General features: G+C 71.3%; 14 protein-coding genes and 1 pseudogene. 1 reads left to right on the top strand and 14 read right to left on the bottom strand.

The genetic code is table 11. The features are described 5' to 3' along the window. Positions 1-10: 10 nt before the first annotated feature. Positions 11-1075, top strand: a complete 1065-nt coding sequence (locus tag CLV43_RS36265; protein ID WP_106193251.1) for a medium chain dehydrogenase/reductase family protein — start codon at positions 11-13, stop codon at positions 1073-1075. 15 nt (positions 1076-1090) lie between these two features. Here CLV43_RS36265 and CLV43_RS36260 read toward each other — a convergent pair. The 14 genes and pseudogenes from CLV43_RS36260 to CLV43_RS36195 all read right to left on the bottom strand — a co-directional run bounded on the left by CLV43_RS36260 (position 1091) and on the right by CLV43_RS36195 (position 15106). Beyond that, positions 1091-1808: pseudogene (locus CLV43_RS36260) on the bottom strand (IS5 family transposase). A 57-nt stretch (positions 1809-1865) separates the two neighbouring features. Then, the gene (locus tag CLV43_RS36255) at positions 1866-3299 is read right to left on the bottom strand and encodes an NAD-dependent succinate-semialdehyde dehydrogenase (protein ID WP_106193250.1); all 1434 of its coding nucleotides are present in this window, start codon (positions 3297-3299) and stop codon (positions 1866-1868) included. Then, positions 3296-4528 carry an iron-containing alcohol dehydrogenase gene (locus CLV43_RS36250; protein WP_106193248.1) on the bottom strand — a complete coding sequence of 411 codons (1233 nt, stop codon included), beginning with the start codon at positions 4526-4528 and terminating at the stop codon, positions 3296-3298. The genes CLV43_RS36255 and CLV43_RS36250 overlap by 4 nt, the downstream gene beginning before the upstream one ends. Positions 4529-4559: 31 nt before the next feature. Then, positions 4560-5537: a cyclase family protein gene (locus CLV43_RS36245; RefSeq protein WP_106193247.1), complete on the bottom strand. Its 978-nt coding sequence runs from the start codon at positions 5535-5537 to the stop codon at positions 4560-4562. Then, positions 5524-6303, bottom strand: a complete 780-nt coding sequence (locus CLV43_RS36240; protein ID WP_106193245.1) for an IclR family transcriptional regulator — start codon at positions 6301-6303, stop codon at positions 5524-5526. Before CLV43_RS36240 ends, CLV43_RS36245 begins: the two co-directional genes overlap by 14 nt. A 63-nt stretch (positions 6304-6366) precedes the next feature. Beyond that, positions 6367-7428: an extracellular solute-binding protein gene (locus CLV43_RS36235; protein WP_170156167.1), complete on the bottom strand. Its 1062-nt coding sequence runs from the start codon at positions 7426-7428 to the stop codon at positions 6367-6369. 251 nt (positions 7429-7679) lie between these two features. Beyond that, positions 7680-8813, bottom strand: coding sequence for an ABC transporter ATP-binding protein (locus CLV43_RS36230; RefSeq protein ID WP_106193241.1), 1134 nt, complete (start codon positions 8811-8813; stop codon positions 7680-7682). Beyond that, on the bottom strand, positions 8810-9646 hold the full coding sequence (locus CLV43_RS36225; RefSeq protein ID WP_245887224.1) for an ABC transporter permease: 837 nt from the start codon (positions 9644-9646) through the stop codon (positions 8810-8812). Before CLV43_RS36225 ends, CLV43_RS36230 begins: the two co-directional genes overlap by 4 nt. Then, positions 9643-10503 (bottom strand): ABC transporter permease, encoded by an 861-nt coding sequence (locus CLV43_RS36220; RefSeq protein ID WP_106193239.1) that lies wholly within the window; start codon positions 10501-10503, stop codon positions 9643-9645. Before CLV43_RS36220 ends, CLV43_RS36225 begins: the two co-directional genes overlap by 4 nt. Before the next feature lie 152 nt (positions 10504-10655). After that, positions 10656-11441 (bottom strand): SDR family NAD(P)-dependent oxidoreductase, encoded by a 786-nt coding sequence (locus tag CLV43_RS36215; RefSeq protein WP_106193474.1) that lies wholly within the window; start codon positions 11439-11441, stop codon positions 10656-10658. Positions 11442-11509: 68 nt separating this feature from the next. Continuing rightward, positions 11510-12316 (bottom strand): HpcH/HpaI aldolase family protein, encoded by an 807-nt coding sequence (locus CLV43_RS36210; protein ID WP_106193237.1) that lies wholly within the window; start codon positions 12314-12316, stop codon positions 11510-11512. Beyond that, a complete protein-coding gene (locus CLV43_RS36205) occupies positions 12313-13230 on the bottom strand; it encodes a cupin domain-containing protein (protein WP_245887223.1) in 918 nt (305 codons plus the stop codon). Before CLV43_RS36205 ends, CLV43_RS36210 begins: the two co-directional genes overlap by 4 nt. Then, positions 13227-14186 carry a 3,5-dioxohexanoate:acetyl-CoA acetone transferase gene (gene kce / locus CLV43_RS36200; protein WP_106193234.1) on the bottom strand — a complete coding sequence of 320 codons (960 nt, stop codon included), beginning with the start codon at positions 14184-14186 and terminating at the stop codon, positions 13227-13229. The genes CLV43_RS36205 and kce overlap by 4 nt, the downstream gene beginning before the upstream one ends. Continuing rightward, the gene (locus CLV43_RS36195) at positions 14183-15106 is read right to left on the bottom strand and encodes a DUF6282 family protein (protein ID WP_106193232.1); all 924 of its coding nucleotides are present in this window, start codon (positions 15104-15106) and stop codon (positions 14183-14185) included. Before CLV43_RS36195 ends, kce begins: the two co-directional genes overlap by 4 nt. Positions 15107-15423 lie beyond the last annotated feature (317 nt).

The following is a 15423-nucleotide window of genomic DNA, read 5'->3' as shown; positions in this document are numbered from 1 at the left end:
GGAGCCCGTCATGAGCGAGACGCACACCCCCATCACCACCGCGACCGAGATGGTGCTGCCCGGCAAGGTCCCGCCGTCCGGGCTGCTCGCCACCCGGCGCGCCCTGCCCCCGCCCGCCGCGGGTCAGGCCCTGGTGCGCGTGGAGTCGACGGCGGTCTCCTTCGCCGAGAGCGCGATGCGCCGAGGCCGCTACTACGGCCAGCCCGCGTTCCCGTTCGTGCCCGGTTACGACCTCGTCGGCGTCGTCGAGGCCGTCGGCCCCGACGTGGACCGCGCCCTGGTCGGCACGCGGGTCGCCGCGCTCACCAAGACCGGCGCCTGGGCCACCGCCGTCCTGCTCCCCGCCGCCGACCTCGTGGAGGTGCCCGCGGGCGTCGGCGCGGACGAGGCGGAGACACTGGTCGTCAACGGGCTCACCGCCTACCAGATGCTCCACCGCACCGCGAAGGTGCGGGCGGGCCAGACCGTCCTGGTCCTCGGCGTCGCCGGTGGTGTCGGCACCGTCCTGACCCAGCTCGCCCGGCACGCGGGCGCCCGCGTCATCGGCACGGCGAACCCGCGCCACCACGCCGCCCTGCGCGAGCTCGGCGTCGAACCGGTCGACTACCGCGACCCCGACGTCGCCGCCAGGGTCCGGGAGCTCGCGCCCGACGGCGTGGACGCCGTGTTCGACCACCTCGGCGGCGCGGGCACCACCACGTCCTACCGCTTGCTCAACCGCACCGGGACCCTGGTCTGCTACAGCATCGCCAGCAAGCTCGACGACTCCACGCCCGTGCTGCTCAGCTTCCTGCGCCTGCTCGCGAAGCTCGCGTTCTGGGACCACCTGCCGACCGGGAGGCACGCGAGCTTCTACGACGTGTGGGCGGGCGCGGGCGCACCGGGCTCCGCCAAGCGCGACGCGTTCCGCGCCCGGACCAGCACCGACCTGGCCCACGTCTTCGACCTGCTGCGCACCGGCGTGCTCACCGCGAAGATCGCCGCCCGCTACCCCCTCACCGAGGTCGCCGCCGCCATGGAGCTCTCCGAGTCCTCCGGCCGCACCAACCTCGGCAAGATCCTCCTGGTGCCGTAGGACCTGTCCTCAATGTCAGAGGGTGAGGGTCGCCAGGTCGATCACCGCCCGGTAGGACAGAGCGGTCTTGTCGTAACGCGTGGCGATGGCGCGGAACTGCTTGAGCCGGTTGAACCAGCGTTCCACCACATTGCGGCGCTTGTAGGCGGTCCGGTCGAACACCGGTGGGCGACCGGGGCCGGGACGAGGGAATCGGATTCCGGCCATGACCTGCTCGAACATGGTGCAGTCGTTGACATTGCCGCCGGTCAGCACGACCGACAGCGGTCGGCCGTGGCCGTCGCAGGCCAGGTGGATCTTGGTACTGGGTCCGACGCGGGAGCGGCCGATGGCATGATCACCTGGCTTGCTGCGCCCGCCGCACGACCGGCCCGCCCCCTGTGAGGGACATGCTCGTGCGACGGGCACCCGCGGCGTGCCGGTGGGCACTGCTGGAGTCCACCGAGACCTCGCGATCCAACTCCTCGACCGCCTCGGCCACCACTCGGACCTTCGTCACGAGCATGGCGAGGGTGCCGTCCCGCGACCAGCGCCAGAACCTGGTGCAGACCGTTTTCCACGGCCCGTACCGCTCCGGCAGGTCACGCCAGGACACACCGGTCCTGGCCTTGAACAGCATCCCGTTGAGAACCCGACAGACATCTACCCTCGGACGCCCCTTCACGCCTGACGGTCGCAGCAAGGGCTCGATGGTGTGCCACTGCTCGTCGGTCAACTCATACCTACGCACCACGACACAAGATCAAAGCAGATCACACACACCTGCTTTGGGGAAACTCCCTAGAACGCCCTACGCGCCCGCGCTCAGCGCGATGTACTTCTCCTCCAGGAACTCCAGGATCCCGTCGGAGCTGCCCTCCCGGCCGAGGCCGCTCTGCTTGACGCCGCCGAACGGGGCCGCCGGGTCGCTGACGACGCCGCGGTTGACGGCGACCATGCCGGCCTCCAGGCGGCGGGCGACGGCGACGGCCTCGCGTTCCTCGCCGAAGACGTAGGCCATGAGGCCGTAGATGGTGTCGTTGGCCATCCGCACGACCTCGTCGACGTCGTCGTACCGCACGACCGCCACGACCGGACCGAAGATCTCGACGGTGTTGACGGAGGAGCCGTGCCGCACGTCGGTCAGGAGGGTGACGTCGTAGAACGCGCCCAGCTCCGAGGACTTGCCGCCCTGGACGAGGGTCGCACCCTCGGCGACGGCGGTGTCCACGATGGCCGCGACCTTGTCGCGCTCGGCGGTGGAGACGAGCGCGCCGACCTGCCGGGAGCGGTCGAGGCCGGGGCCGACCGACAGCGCCGCCAGCTCGGTGGCCAGGCGTCCGACGAACTCGTCGTGCCGGGAGCTGTGGACGTAGATCCGGTTGGCGGCGGTGCACGCCGCGCCGCCGTTGCGCATCTTGGCGGTGAGGGTCCCCTCGATGGTGACGTCCATGTCGGCACTGGGCAGGACGATGAGCGGCGCGTTCCCGCCCAGCTCCATCGAGGCGCTCACCACGCTGTCGGCGCAGGCGTGCAGCAGGTCGCGGCCGACCTCGGTCGACCCGGTGAACGACAGCTTCCGCACCTCCGGCCGGTCGATCATCTTCGCCACGAGCGGTCCGGTCGGCACCGGGGTCACCAGGTTCACGACGCCGTCCGGGACGCCGACGCGCCGCAGCACCTCGACCATGTACGCGGCCGTCAGCGGGGTCTCCCGCGCGGGCTTGAGGATCGTCGTGCACCCGGCGGCCAGCGCGGGGGCGAGCTTGCGCGTCGCCATGGCGGCGGGGAAGTTCCACGGGGTGATCAGCAGTGCCACGCCGATCGGCTGCCGGTCCACGACGATGCGCTTGTCCCCCGCGGGCGAGAGCCGGTACTCGCCGGGGATCCGCACGGCCTCCTCGGCGAACCAGCGGAAGAACTCCTTGGCGTAGTTGGCCTCCCCGACCGCGTCCACCCACGACTTGCCGTTCTCGCGGACGATGATCTCGGCGAACTGGTCGACCTCGGCGGTGAGCACGTCGTAGGCGGCGCGCAGGAGCTCGCCCCGCTCGCGCGGAGCGGTGGCGGCCCAGCCCTCCTGCGCGGCGGCGGCCGCGTCGACGGCGGCCATGCAGTCGGCCTCGGTGGCGACGGCGAACCGGGTGATGACGGACAGGTCGGCCGGGTCGACCACGTCGAAGCGCTCGCCGCCGCTGCCGGGGCGCCACACGCCGTCGATGAAGAGGTCGGCGAGGTAGGTCATCGGTCGCTCCGTTCCGAGAGGCCGCCCGCGTGGGCGTCGGCGAGGATGTCGAGCAGCACGGCGGTCGGTGCCGGGATCGGCGCGATGGCGACCAGCCGCGCCGAACGCGACGCCAGCTCGGCGAGCTGGGGCAGCTGCGCCGCGGTGATCCCGATCTCCCGGAGGGAGGCGGGCACGCCGATCGCGCGGTTGAGCGCGACGATCGACGAGATGGCGTCGCGAGCACGTTCGTCCACAGTGGACGCGGCGGACCCCAGGGCTCCGCCCACCGCGGCGATCCGCTCGGCCGCCCCCGCGTCGGCGAGGCACGCCCGCAGCACGTACGGCAGCAGCAGGCCGGTGCCGAGGCCGTGCGGGGTCTTGGTGGCCGCGCCGATCGGGTACTGCAGCGCGTGCGAGAGGTGCGTCCCGGTGGCGCCGAAGGACACTCCCGCGAGCAGGCTGCCGAAGGCGACCTCCTCGCGGGCCCGCCGGTTCCCCGGCTCGTCGACCGCCACCGCCAACGAGGACCCGAGCAGCTCCACCGCCCGCAGCGCCAGCACGTCCGAGAACGCGTTCCGCCCGGTGAAGACGGGGAGCACGGTGTCCCACGCGGGTTCCAGCTCGGCCGCGGTGAACGACTCGACCGCGTGCACGAGGGCGTCGATGCCCGCGAACGCGGTCACGCCCCGCGGGGCACCGAGGGTGAGCTCCGGGTCGACGATCGCGGTGGTCGGGACGAGGTGGGGGCTGGAGATCCCCACCTTCGTCTCGCGCTCCGGGTCGGACACCACGGCGACCGGGGTCACCTCCGACCCCGTCCCGGCGGTCGTCGGCATGGCGACGAGGGGCAGCGACGGCCCCGGCACCAGGTTCTCGCCGTAGTACCGGCTCAACGGCCCGCCGTGCGCGACCAGCAGCCCGACCAGCTTCGCGGCGTCCAGCGCGCTGCCGCCGCCGACGGCAAGGAGGACGTCGGGCCGGAACTCCCGCGCGAACGCCGCGGCGGCGTCCAGCGACGCGATCGGCAGCTCGGGGAGGACGTCGCTGTACACGGCGACGTCGAACCCGCCCTCCCGCAGCCCGGCCACCATCTCGCCGAACACCGGGGTGCCGATCAGGAACGGGTCCACGACGGCGAGCACGCGGCGCCCGCTGAGGCCCAGCACCTCCCCCAGCTGCCCGCGCGTCCCGTAGCCGAAGTGGACGCGGGTCGGGAGCCGCAGCGTCCCGGTCGTGACGTGGTTCATCGTCCTCCTGCCCTGGCGGCGGTGTAGGGCCCTACTTGAACGCGAGCGCGTTCGGCGGCGAGCCCACACCGCCGACGAGGTTCAACGGCTTGCACGTCAGGAAGAACTCGTGCACGCCGTCGGCGGCGCAGTCGGCCGCCAGGTCGTCGAGCTTCCACAGCTCGCCCACCGCCATGCCCAGCAGCGCGATCAGCGGGCGGTGCAGCATCCCGCTGTGGTCCACACCGCGCTCCGGGGGCCGGTCGGCGGCGGACCGGAAGTCCGACTCGACCACGGGGTCGGCCTCGACCGCCGGGTTGTCGCTCGCGACGAGCGCGATCTCGTGGTCCCACAGCCAGCGCAGGACGGACTCCCGCTGCGCCAGCCCCGGAGACCTGTTGCGCTTGTTGAACTCCACGCGTTCCGCGACGGACTTCGCGGTGTAGTTCTCCGCCCACCCGGTGCGCAGCAGCAGGATGTCGCCTCCCCGCCAGACCACGCCCTGCTCCGCCGCGATCGCGTCGAGGGCCGTGTCGTCGATGGCGATCGTCTGCTCGCAGTCGTAGGGCAGGCCCCGCGCCGCGAAGTGGCGGGGGACGTCGAGCAGGACGCCGCGACCCGCGATGCCGGACTGGGCCCAGTGGTGGATGCCCAGCTCCGTGGAGCCCTCGTTGTTGTCGGCGGCGGGGAGGCCGCCGTAGAAGCCGTGCTCCGGATGTCCGATGTGGCGCAGCGAGTCCAGCTGCGAGGTGGACTGGAGGTAGAACGAGTCGAGCCAGTCGTCGCGGTGGAACTCGTTGTTGGCGAAGACGTGGTGCTCGGTGCGGGGCCTGGTCCCGGTCGGGTACGGGTCGAACGCGTTGACCGGGTAGTCGAGGTTGAAGCGGCGCCCGGTCCGGACCAGCCGGGCCGCGGCGGCGACCCGTTGGGGGGTCAGGAGGTTCACCGTGCCGAGCTGGTCGCCGCGTCCGAAGACGTCCCAGCTCGACCCGGCGGTCACGGCCTTGGACAGGTCGTCATAGCTCGGCAACCCGACTCCTCTCCCTGCTCCCGCCCAGCTCGTCGCTGATCGCGGCGGCGGTGCCCACCAGCTTCGCGAGCGTGGGCGACCCGGACGACAGGTCCGCCATCTGGTCGGCCCCGAGCAGCGCGATGGTGGCGCAGATCCCGTACTCGTCGAACACCGGCGCCGCCGCGGCGAACAGGCCGTCGGAGTGGCTGACGATGCCGTAACCGTTGCGCCGGGCCATGAACACCGCGGCCTCCACCTCCGCCCGACGCGCGTCGGAGATGCCCTCGGTCGCCCGTTCGAAGGCCTGCTCGTCCTGGCACGCCAGGAACACCCGCATCTGCGCCGAGCTCAGGTCGAGCTGGGTGCCCGCGTGCACGGTCACGACGACGGTGCGGCTGAGGTCCTCGTTGACGAGCGCGACGACGGGGCCGTGCGCGCCCCAGACGGCGAGCACGGTGGTCGTGCGGACCGCCGCGCTGAGCTCCGCCAGGTACGGCGGGGCGATCTTGATGACCCGCCGTTGCAGGGCGTGCATGCCGAGCTGCAGCATCATGCCGCCCAGGACGAACGTTCCGCGCCGGTGCCCGCGCTCCAGGATGCCCGCGGTGACCAGCGAGGTGCAGTACCGGTAGGCCGTCGTCCGGTTCAGCCCGAGGCGCTCGGCCACGTCGGCCGCGGTCAGCTCGGTGGTGTGCGGGCCGAAGAGCGAGCAGATCTGGCCGACGCGCTGGACCGCCTGGATGTCCGAGCCGGATGCGTCGCCGCTCGAGTCAACGTTCGTCATGGCAGAACTGTAGTTCACATCGAGAACTGAATCGGTGCGAGATGCGGGTTTGGGTGCCACACCTCAGCCCACCAGCCAGTTGCCCAGCCTGGTCGTGACCGCGTCGAAGTTCTGCGAGTACCAGTCGATGTCCTGGGTCACCGACTTGCCGGTGTTGACCGGCCCGTTGACCTCGAGCTGCCTGGCGTTCTCGGAGAGGTTCGGCTTGGCGTTCACGTTGACCGGCACCACGCCCAGCGCCTCGGCGATCTTCGCCGCGGGCTCGGGCTGCACCAGCGACTGGAGGAAGTCCTCCGCGGCGGCCTTGTGCTTGGAACCGAGCGGGACCGCCAGCGCGTTGAGGGTGATCACGGTGGTGTCCCAGACCATCTTCACGTTCTTCTTGTCGTTGAGCAGCGAGATCATCCGCGAGTCGGGCAGCAGGAACATGTCGACCTGGTCGGCGCTCGCCGCCTGCTGCAACGCGCCCACGTTCGCCGCGAACAGGGTGTCCTTGCGGATGGTGTCCCACTTGCGCAGCGCGCGGTCGACGTCGATCGGGTAGAGCTTGTCCGGCGCGACCCCGTCGGCGAGCAGCGGGAACTCCAGGATCCCGTTCTGCAGGTTGGTGATGACGCCGCGCTTGCCGGGGAACTTGGCGGTGTCGAAGAAGTCCTTGAGCGACTTGGGGCCCTCGGGGTACTTGGCAGCGTTGTAGCCGAAGATCGTGGCGTTCGACCAGTTGCCGACGTAGCACTCCCCGACCGCCTGCGGCGACAGGTCCTTGGGGTCCAGCTTCGGCACGGACAGCTTCTCGAAGAGGGTGCCGCAGTTCTGCTTGGCCGCGGCGGGCGCCACCGACATGACGTCCCACTGCACGACGCCCGCCTGCACCTGCGCCTTCACCTGGGCGACGTCGGCGGGCGAGGAGTTCGCGAAGGTCACGTTGGGGTGCGCGGCGGTGTAGGGCTCCTGGAAGGCCTTGATCTGCGCCTCCTGCCCGGAGCCGCCGTAGGACACGAAGGTGAGCTTCTCCGGCGCGCCGGTACCGCTCGTGCTGCCGTCGTCGGCGCTCGCGCAGCCCGCCAGCAGCGTCGCCGCGGCGACGAGGGCGGCGCCCGCGAGGGCGGTTCTCGATCCAGACACCATTGTCCAACCTCTCGTGGGAAGTCTTCCGAGCCGGTAGCTCCGAACTTGTTCACCATCCGACCATATGACTCCGTGATGTGAACACGGTACCTAATAATGCCTGGTAGGTACAGCGTCCGGGGCCTCTTCGTGGCCGAATCGAGGCCCGGAGTCAGCACCGCGCAACAAGGGTTTCCGAGGGCATGCCGACGGGACGCGCGACCGAGGACGGACGCGCGTCCGACGGGGGTGGGGACCCCGATCCGGGGTCAGGCCGCGACGATCCGCTGCGCCCGCGGCCGCCACCACAGCACGACCTCGTCGCCGATGGCGTACTCGCCGCGCAGGGCGCTGACGCGGGCGCGGCCAAGGAGCCCGCGCTCGCCGACGGTGAGCAGGAGCGTGCGGTAGGAGCCCATGTACTCGACGTCGCGGACGCTCGCCCGCACGGCGTTGGCCCCGACCGGCACCGCGTCGCGGCTGCCCGCGACCTCGACGTCCTCCGGCCGGACGACGATCGCGCCCGCGGCCCGCACGCCGGGGTGCGCGGCGACGGTCTCCGGGTCGACGCCCCAGCTCTCGCCCTCCCACGCGACCGTCCCGCCCGTGCCCACCGCGCCGAGCTCGAACACGTTCGAGTCGCCGAGGAACCGGGCCGTGAACAGGGTCTCGGGCGCGGCGTAGAGCTGCTGCGGCGTGCCGACCTGCTCGATGCGCCCGTTGTTGAACAGCGCGATCCGGTCGGCGAGGTTCATGGCCTCCTCCTGGTCGTGCGTCACGAAGACGAACGTGGACCCGACCTCCCGGTGGATCCGCCGGATCTCGGTCTGCAGCGCCGCCCGCAGGTTGCGGTCGAGCGCGCCGAGCGGCTCGTCCAGCAGGAGCGCCTTCGGCTCGAACACGATCGCGCGGGCCAGCGCGACCCGTTGCTGCTGCCCGCCGGACAGCCGCGAGGGGTGGGTGTCGTCGCGGCCGGTCAGCTGCACCAGCTCCAGAACCTCCGCGACCTTCCTGGCGATCTCCGGCTTGGGCACCTTGCGCTCGCGCAGCGGGTACGCGACGTTCTGCGCGACCGTCATGTGCGGGAACAGCGCGTAGTTCTGGAACAGCATGCCGAGGTTCCGGCGGTGCGGCGGCACGGCGCTGACGTCGGCCCCGTCGAGCGAGATCGTGCCCTCGGTGAGGGTCTCGAACCCGGCGATCAGGTTCAGGGTGGTCGTCTTGCCCGACCCGCTCGGCCCGAGCAGCGTCATGAACTCGCCGGGCTCGATCGTCAACGAGATGTCGTCGACCGCCGGGGCGGCGAGCCCGTAGTCCTTGGTGACGCCCTCCAGCCGGATCTCGGTGCCGAGGCCGGTCCCCAGCCGGGATCCGGTGGCCTCCACGGTGGTCTGACGTGTCATGGTCGGCGCTCCTGTCGGCGGCCCGCCCTGCCGCGCAGCAGCTGGGGCAGGATGAAGATGATGGTCACGGCCAGGACCATCAGGCTCGATGCCGCCGAGATCGTCGGGTCGATCTCGACGGTGACGCTGTTGTACATCTGCACGGGCATGGTCTGGAACAGCGGCGAACGCAGGAACAGCGCGATCACGACCTCGTCGAACGAGACGATGAACGCGAAGATCGCGCCCGTCAGGATCCCCCGGCTGATCAGCGGCATCGTCACGCGGACGAACGAGCGCAGCGGCGAGGCGCCCAGCGACGCCGAGGCCTTGAGCAGCCGCTGGTCGAAGCCGCCGAGCGCGCCGGTGACGGAGACGAGCACGTACGGGACGGCGATCGCGGTGTGGGCCAGCACGTACCCGCCCACCGTGCCGGTCAGCCGCCAGCCCAGGAACGAGATGTACACCGCGACCGCGACGACGATCGACGGTGCCACGATCGGCACCATCAGCACCGTGCGGGCGAACCGGGCGGCCTTGCCGTCCAACCTGGACAGCGCCACGGCCGCCGCCGTGCCGACCGTCGTGGCCAGCAGCGCGGTGAGCGAGGCGACCAGGAAGGAGTTGCCGAGCGAGTCGAGCCAGACGGGGTTGGTGAAGAAGTTCTCGTACAGCCGCCACGAGAAGCCCGGCGGCGGGAACTGGAACGTGGTCGCCGAGCTGAAGCTCATCGGGATGACGAACAGCGTCGGCAGGATGAAGAAGGCGACGACGAGGCCGCCGAAGACCTTGAGCCACCACGGGACCGGGTCGACCGCCACCGGCCGCCGTCGGGTCTTCACCTGGCTGGTCACACGCGCTCCTTGGGTTGTCCGGTCGCGACCACGCCGAGGGCGGAGACCGTGCCGCCCACCTTGTTCGCCCACGCGACGAGCACGAGGGTGATGACCAGCACGACCATGCCGAGCGCCCCCGCGGCGGCGAAGTCGAGCAGGAGGGTGGTCCGCTGGGCGAGCAGCTGGGCGACGAGCGACTGCTGCGGCGAGCCGAGCAGCGCCGGCGTCACGTAGAACCCGAGGCTCAGGGTGAACACGAGCATCACGCCCGCCATCACCCCGCCGCGCGACAGGGGCCAGAAGACCTTCCAGAACGCCGCCGTCGGCGACGAGCCGAGGCCCCTCGCGGCGAGCAGCAGCTTCCGGTCGATCGAGCCGAGGGTGCTGAACAGCGGCAGCACCATGAACGGCAGCATCACCTGGGTCATCGCGATCGTGACGCCCGCGTTCGTGCCGTAGAGGACGACGTCGTGCACGCCGATGAGCTCGAACGCGCTCTGCACCGGTCCGCCGTCCTGCAGGATGATGATCCACGCGAAGTTGCGGGCCATCACCGACGTCCAGAACGGGATGAGCACGACCACCAGGAGGATGCCGCGCGCACGGGGGCCCACCCGCGTCATCAGGTAGGCGTAGGGGTAGCCGAGCAGCAGGGCCGCGACCGTCACCGTCGCGGCGGTCAGCGCCGTCCGCCCCAACACCGTCATGGTGACGCCGTCGGTGAAGAGGTGCTCGTAGTTGGCGAGCGTGAGGTCGGGGTTCGAGACGCTGCGGACGAACGTCTTGCCCAGCGGCACCAGCAGGACACCGGCCAGCAGGGCGAGCGCGGGCACGAGCGGGAGCCAACCCGACCATCTGATCTTGTTCGAGGACATCCTCGTCCCCTTCCGGCTCGAAGCTGACGGCTAGTAAAGCAAGCCGTTGTTCAGGTCGCAATCGCGACGTTCGTATCGCGAACACCAGGTGGGTCGTGTGCGGGTGGCCTGCGGTGACGACCGGAATCATCCGTTCCGCATACCGAACCCGCCTAGGCGCTGTAGCCGCCGTCCACCGGCAGGACGACGCCGCTGACGTGGCTCGCCCGGTCGCTGAGCAGCCACGCGGCGGCGTTGGCGGTCTCGGTCGTCGAGCCCGCCTTGCGCAGCGGGACCGCGGCGAGCCTGCGCTCCACCGCGGCCGGGTCCTCCGCCCGCCACTTCGTGAACATCGGCGTCTCGGTGGGACCGGGGGCGATCACGTTGACCCGGATGCCCAGCGGCCCGTTGTCGTGGGCCGCCGTGCGGGTCAGGCCGATCACCGCGTGCTTCGTGGCCTGGTAGGCGCCGAGCCCGGTGTTGCCGCGGAACCCGCCCACGCTGCTCGTGTTGACGATCGACCCGCCGGACTCGCGCATCGCCCGGATCTCCTCGCGCAGGCACAGCCAGACGCCCTTGACGTTCACCGCCATGATCCGGTCGAAGTCCTCCTCCGACACGTCGTCGAGCCTGCCGTACTGGTTGACGCCCGCGTTGTTGAACGCGCCGTCGAGCCGCCCGAACCGGGTGAGGGTGGCCTCGACGAACCGCGCCACGTCCGCTCCCACGCTGACGTCGCCCGCGGTGTGGGCCACGTCGTGCCCCTCCCCCGCGAGCTCGTCGGTGAGCGCCGCGAGCGCGTCGGCCGACCGGGCGGCGATCATGACCGAGGCGCCCTCCTCGGCGAACACCCGCGCGGCGTCGGCCCCGATGCCGGTGCTCCCACCGACCACGAGGACGACCTTGCCCGCGAGCAGCCCCGTCCCCGACGGCCTGCGCGCCCCTGCGTTGTCGGACAAGGTGTCCGCCTCCTGGTTCTCGGTGTGGTCCCGGTGCGACCCTGGCACGGCGCGCGGGGTCGTGCCCGTCAGCTCGGCTCCTCGGTGGACCGTCCACTGCCGACCGAACGCCCCGCCCGGACCGCCGCGGCTGCCGCCGCGCCGAGCAGGCTGGCGTCGTTGCTGAGCATCGTGAACGTGTACCCGGCCGCGACCGCGGCCCGCACGGACTGCTCGGTGGCCCCACCGGCGTTGCCGATCGGCTTGCCCGCCGCCGTGGCGCCCGCGATGGCCAGCGCGATCAGCTCGACGACGCGCGGGTCGCCCTCGGTCGTCGACTCGGAGGTGCTCAGGTCCGCCGCGCCGACGAGCAGCGCGTCCACCCCGTCCACCGAGGCGATCTCCTTCGCCGACCTGGCGGCGCCCGCGCTCTCGATCTGCGCGATGAACACCACCTCCTCCTGGCCGAAGCGCAGGTACTCGGCGCGGTCCATCGCACCCCACGCGCCCGCGCGGCTGGTCGCGCCGACACCGCGCGCGCCGACCGGCGGGAAGCGGATGGCCCGCACGGCCGCCTCCGCCTCGGCCACGGAGTCGACGTGCGGCAGCATGATCCCCTCGGCGCCCGCGTCGAGGATCCGCTGGACCACGCCCGCGTCCAGGGCGGGGATCCGCACGACCGGTGCCACGCCGAGGTGGGTGGCGGTGCCGATCAGCCGGTAGGCGGTCTCGAGGTCGATCGGCGAGTGCTCGAGGTCGACCACCACGAAGTCGAAGCCCGCCAGCGCCAGCAGCTCGACGCTCTCCATCACCGGGAGCTTCACCCACGTGCCGAGCGCGGGACCGCCGGGGCGGGCCAGCGCGGCGCGGAACAGGCTCTTGCGCGGCGCGGTCATCGGGCCGGGTAGTCGGTCGCGTTGAGCACCCAGCCGGGTCGGGCGGAGAAGTCCTGCCTCGGCGGGGAGAAGATGTCCACCAGCTGCTGGTGCGGCCCCACGCCCTGGGTCGTGTGGACGCTCGGCGGCGGGATGACCGTGATCGACGGCGAGCCGACCCGACCGTGCTCCTCGGGTCGCCAGGCGGTCGAGTCCGGCCCCCACGGGTACTGCATGTGGTGGATGAACTCCCCCTTGAGCGCGAGCGAGAGCTGTTCGAAGTCGTCGTGGTGGTGCGGGGAGAGCTTGAGCGGGTCGCGCGGCGTCCGCTCCTCGGCGAGGAAGTTCACCATCAGGTTCGTGGTCCGGAAGATCCGGCCGAACCTCCCCTCGGCGATCGGCGTCTCCGCCAGCGGGTACACCCTCAGCCTGAAGCCGCCCGCGGGGTCGGGCCACGGCTCGAGCGGGGCGCACCGGGGATCGGGCTCGGCGTAGGCGTCGGCGTTGAACGCGGCGTCGCGCAGGTCCTCGGCGACGGAGGAGAACACCCGGATGACCGGCCCCGCGGTCAGCGCCTCGAGGACGCTGTCGCCCGGCGGCACCACGACGAACGCCTCCTCGTCCACCTTGGCCTGCTCGCCCCCGGCGACCACCCGGATCGAGGCGCTGTCGGAGTACTGCAGGACCGCGTACTCGTCGGGCTGGTCGTCGCGGATGAAGCAGTCGCCCGCGACCGCCTCGGTGTAGGCGAACACGACGTTCTGGCCGCGCGCCACCCACGTCCGGCTGCCCGCCGGGCTCACGGCGGTGGGCGGCCGCCGGGTGAGCTCCAGGTACTGGGCCGGGGAGACGGGCGTGGACGGGTCGACCGCCACCCGTTCCGACGGGACGCTCGCCAGCTGCGACCTGAGGTCGTCCTTGGCGTACATCGTCATGTCGACACCTCTCGTGACCGTTGCGTGGTGGTGTTGGCCGCGCCCTTGAGCGCCAGCATGCGGCGGACGTCGGCGGGCGTCGCGATCTCCTTGCCGAGTCCGACGAGGACTTCCCGGATCTTCTCCACCTGCTGGCGGTTGCCGATGGCCTGCTCGCCCTTGCCGATGTAGAGGTTGTCCTCCAGCCCCACCCGCACGTGGCCGCCCAGCCACGCGCTGTGGGTGCAGAACTCCATCTGGTGGCGGCCCGCCGCGAAGGCGGAGAAGTGGTAGTCGTCGCCGAAGAGCTTGTCGGCGATGGTCACCATGTGGGTGAGGTTGGCGTGGTCGGCGCCGATCCCGCCGAGGATCCCGAACACGCCCTGGACGAGGAACGGCGGCTTCGCGAGCCCCCGGTCGGCGAAGTGGGCCAGGGAGTACAGGTGGCCGATGTCGTAGCACTCGTACTCGAACCTGGTGCCGCCCCGCTCCCCCAGCTCCCGCAGCGCGTACTCGATCTGCTCGAAGGAGTTGACGAAGGGGGTGCGGTAGGTGTTCTCGACGTAGGGCTTCTCCCACGCGTGCTTCCAGCTCGTCACCTTCTCGGCGATGCCGGAGTACACGAAGTTCATCGACCCCATGTTGAGCGAGGCGAGCTCGGGGCTGAACCGGGTCGCCGCGGCCAGCCGCTCCTCGATGGTCATCGACGACGCCCCGCCGGTCGTGATGTTCACGACCGCGTCGCAGCCCGCCGCGATCGGCGGGATGATCTCCTCGAAGACGCTCGGCTCGAACGCGGGCCTGCCGTCCTCGGGGTGGCGGGCGTGCAGGTGGATGACGGCCGCGCCCGCCTCCGCCGCGGCCAGGGACTCGGCGACGACCTCCGCGGGCGTGATCGGGAGGTGGTCGCTCTGCGACGGCACGTGCACCGAGCCCGTCACCGCGGTGCTGATGATCACGCGGTCGGCCTTCCTCACGACGGGTTCTCCTCCAGCCCCAGCAGGAACGCGGGGTTGTCGGCGATCATCCGCCGGACGTCCTTCTCCGGCACGCCGTGGTCGAGCAGCGCACCGACCAGGTAGAGGTAGCCGTCGACGGGCAGCGGGTTGCCCTTCTGCCCGAGGTCCGACGAGATGACCGTCCTCTCCGGACCGACCCGGTCGATCCAGTCCAGGAGCTGCTTGATCGGCCACCCGATCGCGGTCACCTCGGGGTGGTACATGGCGATCTCGTGCTCGACGTAGGCGCCGAGCGCCACCAGCTCCTCGATGTCCGAGTTCGACGCGCCCACGATGAAGTCCGGGTGCTGAAGGAGCAGCCGCCGGACGCCCTTGTCCGCGGCCACCTTGAACAACGCCTTGGCGGGCTCGCCCCCCAGGTGGCCGCCGGTGAGCAGCGCGCCGGTCTCGGCGACGATGTCGACGACCCCGACGGTGCCCGCGGAGACGTCGCCGGACTCGTCGAAGATCGACACCTCCGTCTCGGCCAGGTCGATCGCGGCCGCGGGGAAGTCGCCGCCGTGGCTGTGGTGGTCGATGTGCTGCCGGGAGCACGTGGTCGGCGCCCACACGCAGCGCCCGCCCATCCGCAGGCTCATCGCCACGGCCGACGGGTTCATGCCGCCGACCTCGCTGTTGAGCGCGACGCCACCGTACACCGGCGTGGGGGCGTCCGCGAGCCACGGGCCCATCGCGAGCAGGTCCATCACCGTGTTGTGGTGGTGCGACTTCACGAGGATCGCGCGCATGCCGATGCGCGCTCCGTCGTAGGAGGCCTCGACGTGGTTCAGCCGTCGCGGGAACGGGCTGGGCCCCGAGTGGCAGTGCAGGTCCACGGCACCGTTCAGGACGTTCAGGAGGGCCGGCGTGACCGGCTGCGCTTCCCCTGCTGAATCCATGGGCGAACCTCCGTAACGTGCGGACTGTGAACAGTGAGTTCAGCATACGGATTGCTAGTGGCGGTGTCTACGGGACCGCCGGAGACACGACCCGACCACTCGACGCAACCAAGACGCCTGTTCAGCGGACTCTCATCGGAATGCGACCACCGTGGACCATCGATCCACACGGCGGAGGTCGTGACGATAATCCGAACGAAGGGCGGGTCGCACGTTCGAGATGCGGACTACGTGCCTGCCAGGCGAACTTCGGCAGGTGACACCGGCCGGGAGTGCCGACCGCCCTGTCGAGACGGTCGCGCGGACGTCCGCGCAGG

The sequence above is a fragment of the Umezawaea tangerina genome, from assembly GCF_003002815.1.
GTDB classification, from domain to species: domain Bacteria; phylum Actinomycetota; class Actinomycetes; order Mycobacteriales; family Pseudonocardiaceae; genus Umezawaea; species Umezawaea tangerina.
The sequence above is the reverse complement of the archived record's forward strand: the minus strand, read 5'-3'. Positions and strand labels throughout refer to the sequence as shown.

Bases quoted from the DNA above. Each gene is read 5' to 3' on its own strand.
- CLV43_RS36205 (WP_245887223.1), bottom strand. From the start codon at position 13,230: ATGACGATGTACGCCAAGGACGACCTCAGGTCGCAGCTGGCGAGCGTC.
- CLV43_RS36240 (WP_106193245.1), bottom strand. From the start codon at position 6,303: ATGACGAACGTTGACTCGAGCGGCGACGCATCCGGCTCGGACATCCAG.
- CLV43_RS36220 (WP_106193239.1), bottom strand. From the start codon at position 10,503: ATGTCCTCGAACAAGATCAGATGGTCGGGTTGGCTCCCGCTCGTGCCC.
- CLV43_RS36230 (WP_106193241.1), bottom strand. From the start codon at position 8,813: ATGACACGTCAGACCACCGTGGAGGCCACCGGATCCCGGCTGGGGACC.
- CLV43_RS36195 (WP_106193232.1), bottom strand. From the start codon at position 15,106: ATGGATTCAGCAGGGGAAGCGCAGCCGGTCACGCCGGCCCTCCTGAAC.
- CLV43_RS36255 (WP_106193250.1), bottom strand. From the start codon at position 3,299: ATGACCTACCTCGCCGACCTCTTCATCGACGGCGTGTGGCGCCCCGGC.
- CLV43_RS36265 (WP_106193251.1), top strand. From the start codon at position 11: ATGAGCGAGACGCACACCCCCATCACCACCGCGACCGAGATGGTGCTG.
- CLV43_RS36210 (WP_106193237.1), bottom strand. From the start codon at position 12,316: ATGACCGCGCCGCGCAAGAGCCTGTTCCGCGCCGCGCTGGCCCGCCCC.
- CLV43_RS36250 (WP_106193248.1), bottom strand. From the start codon at position 4,528: ATGAACCACGTCACGACCGGGACGCTGCGGCTCCCGACCCGCGTCCAC.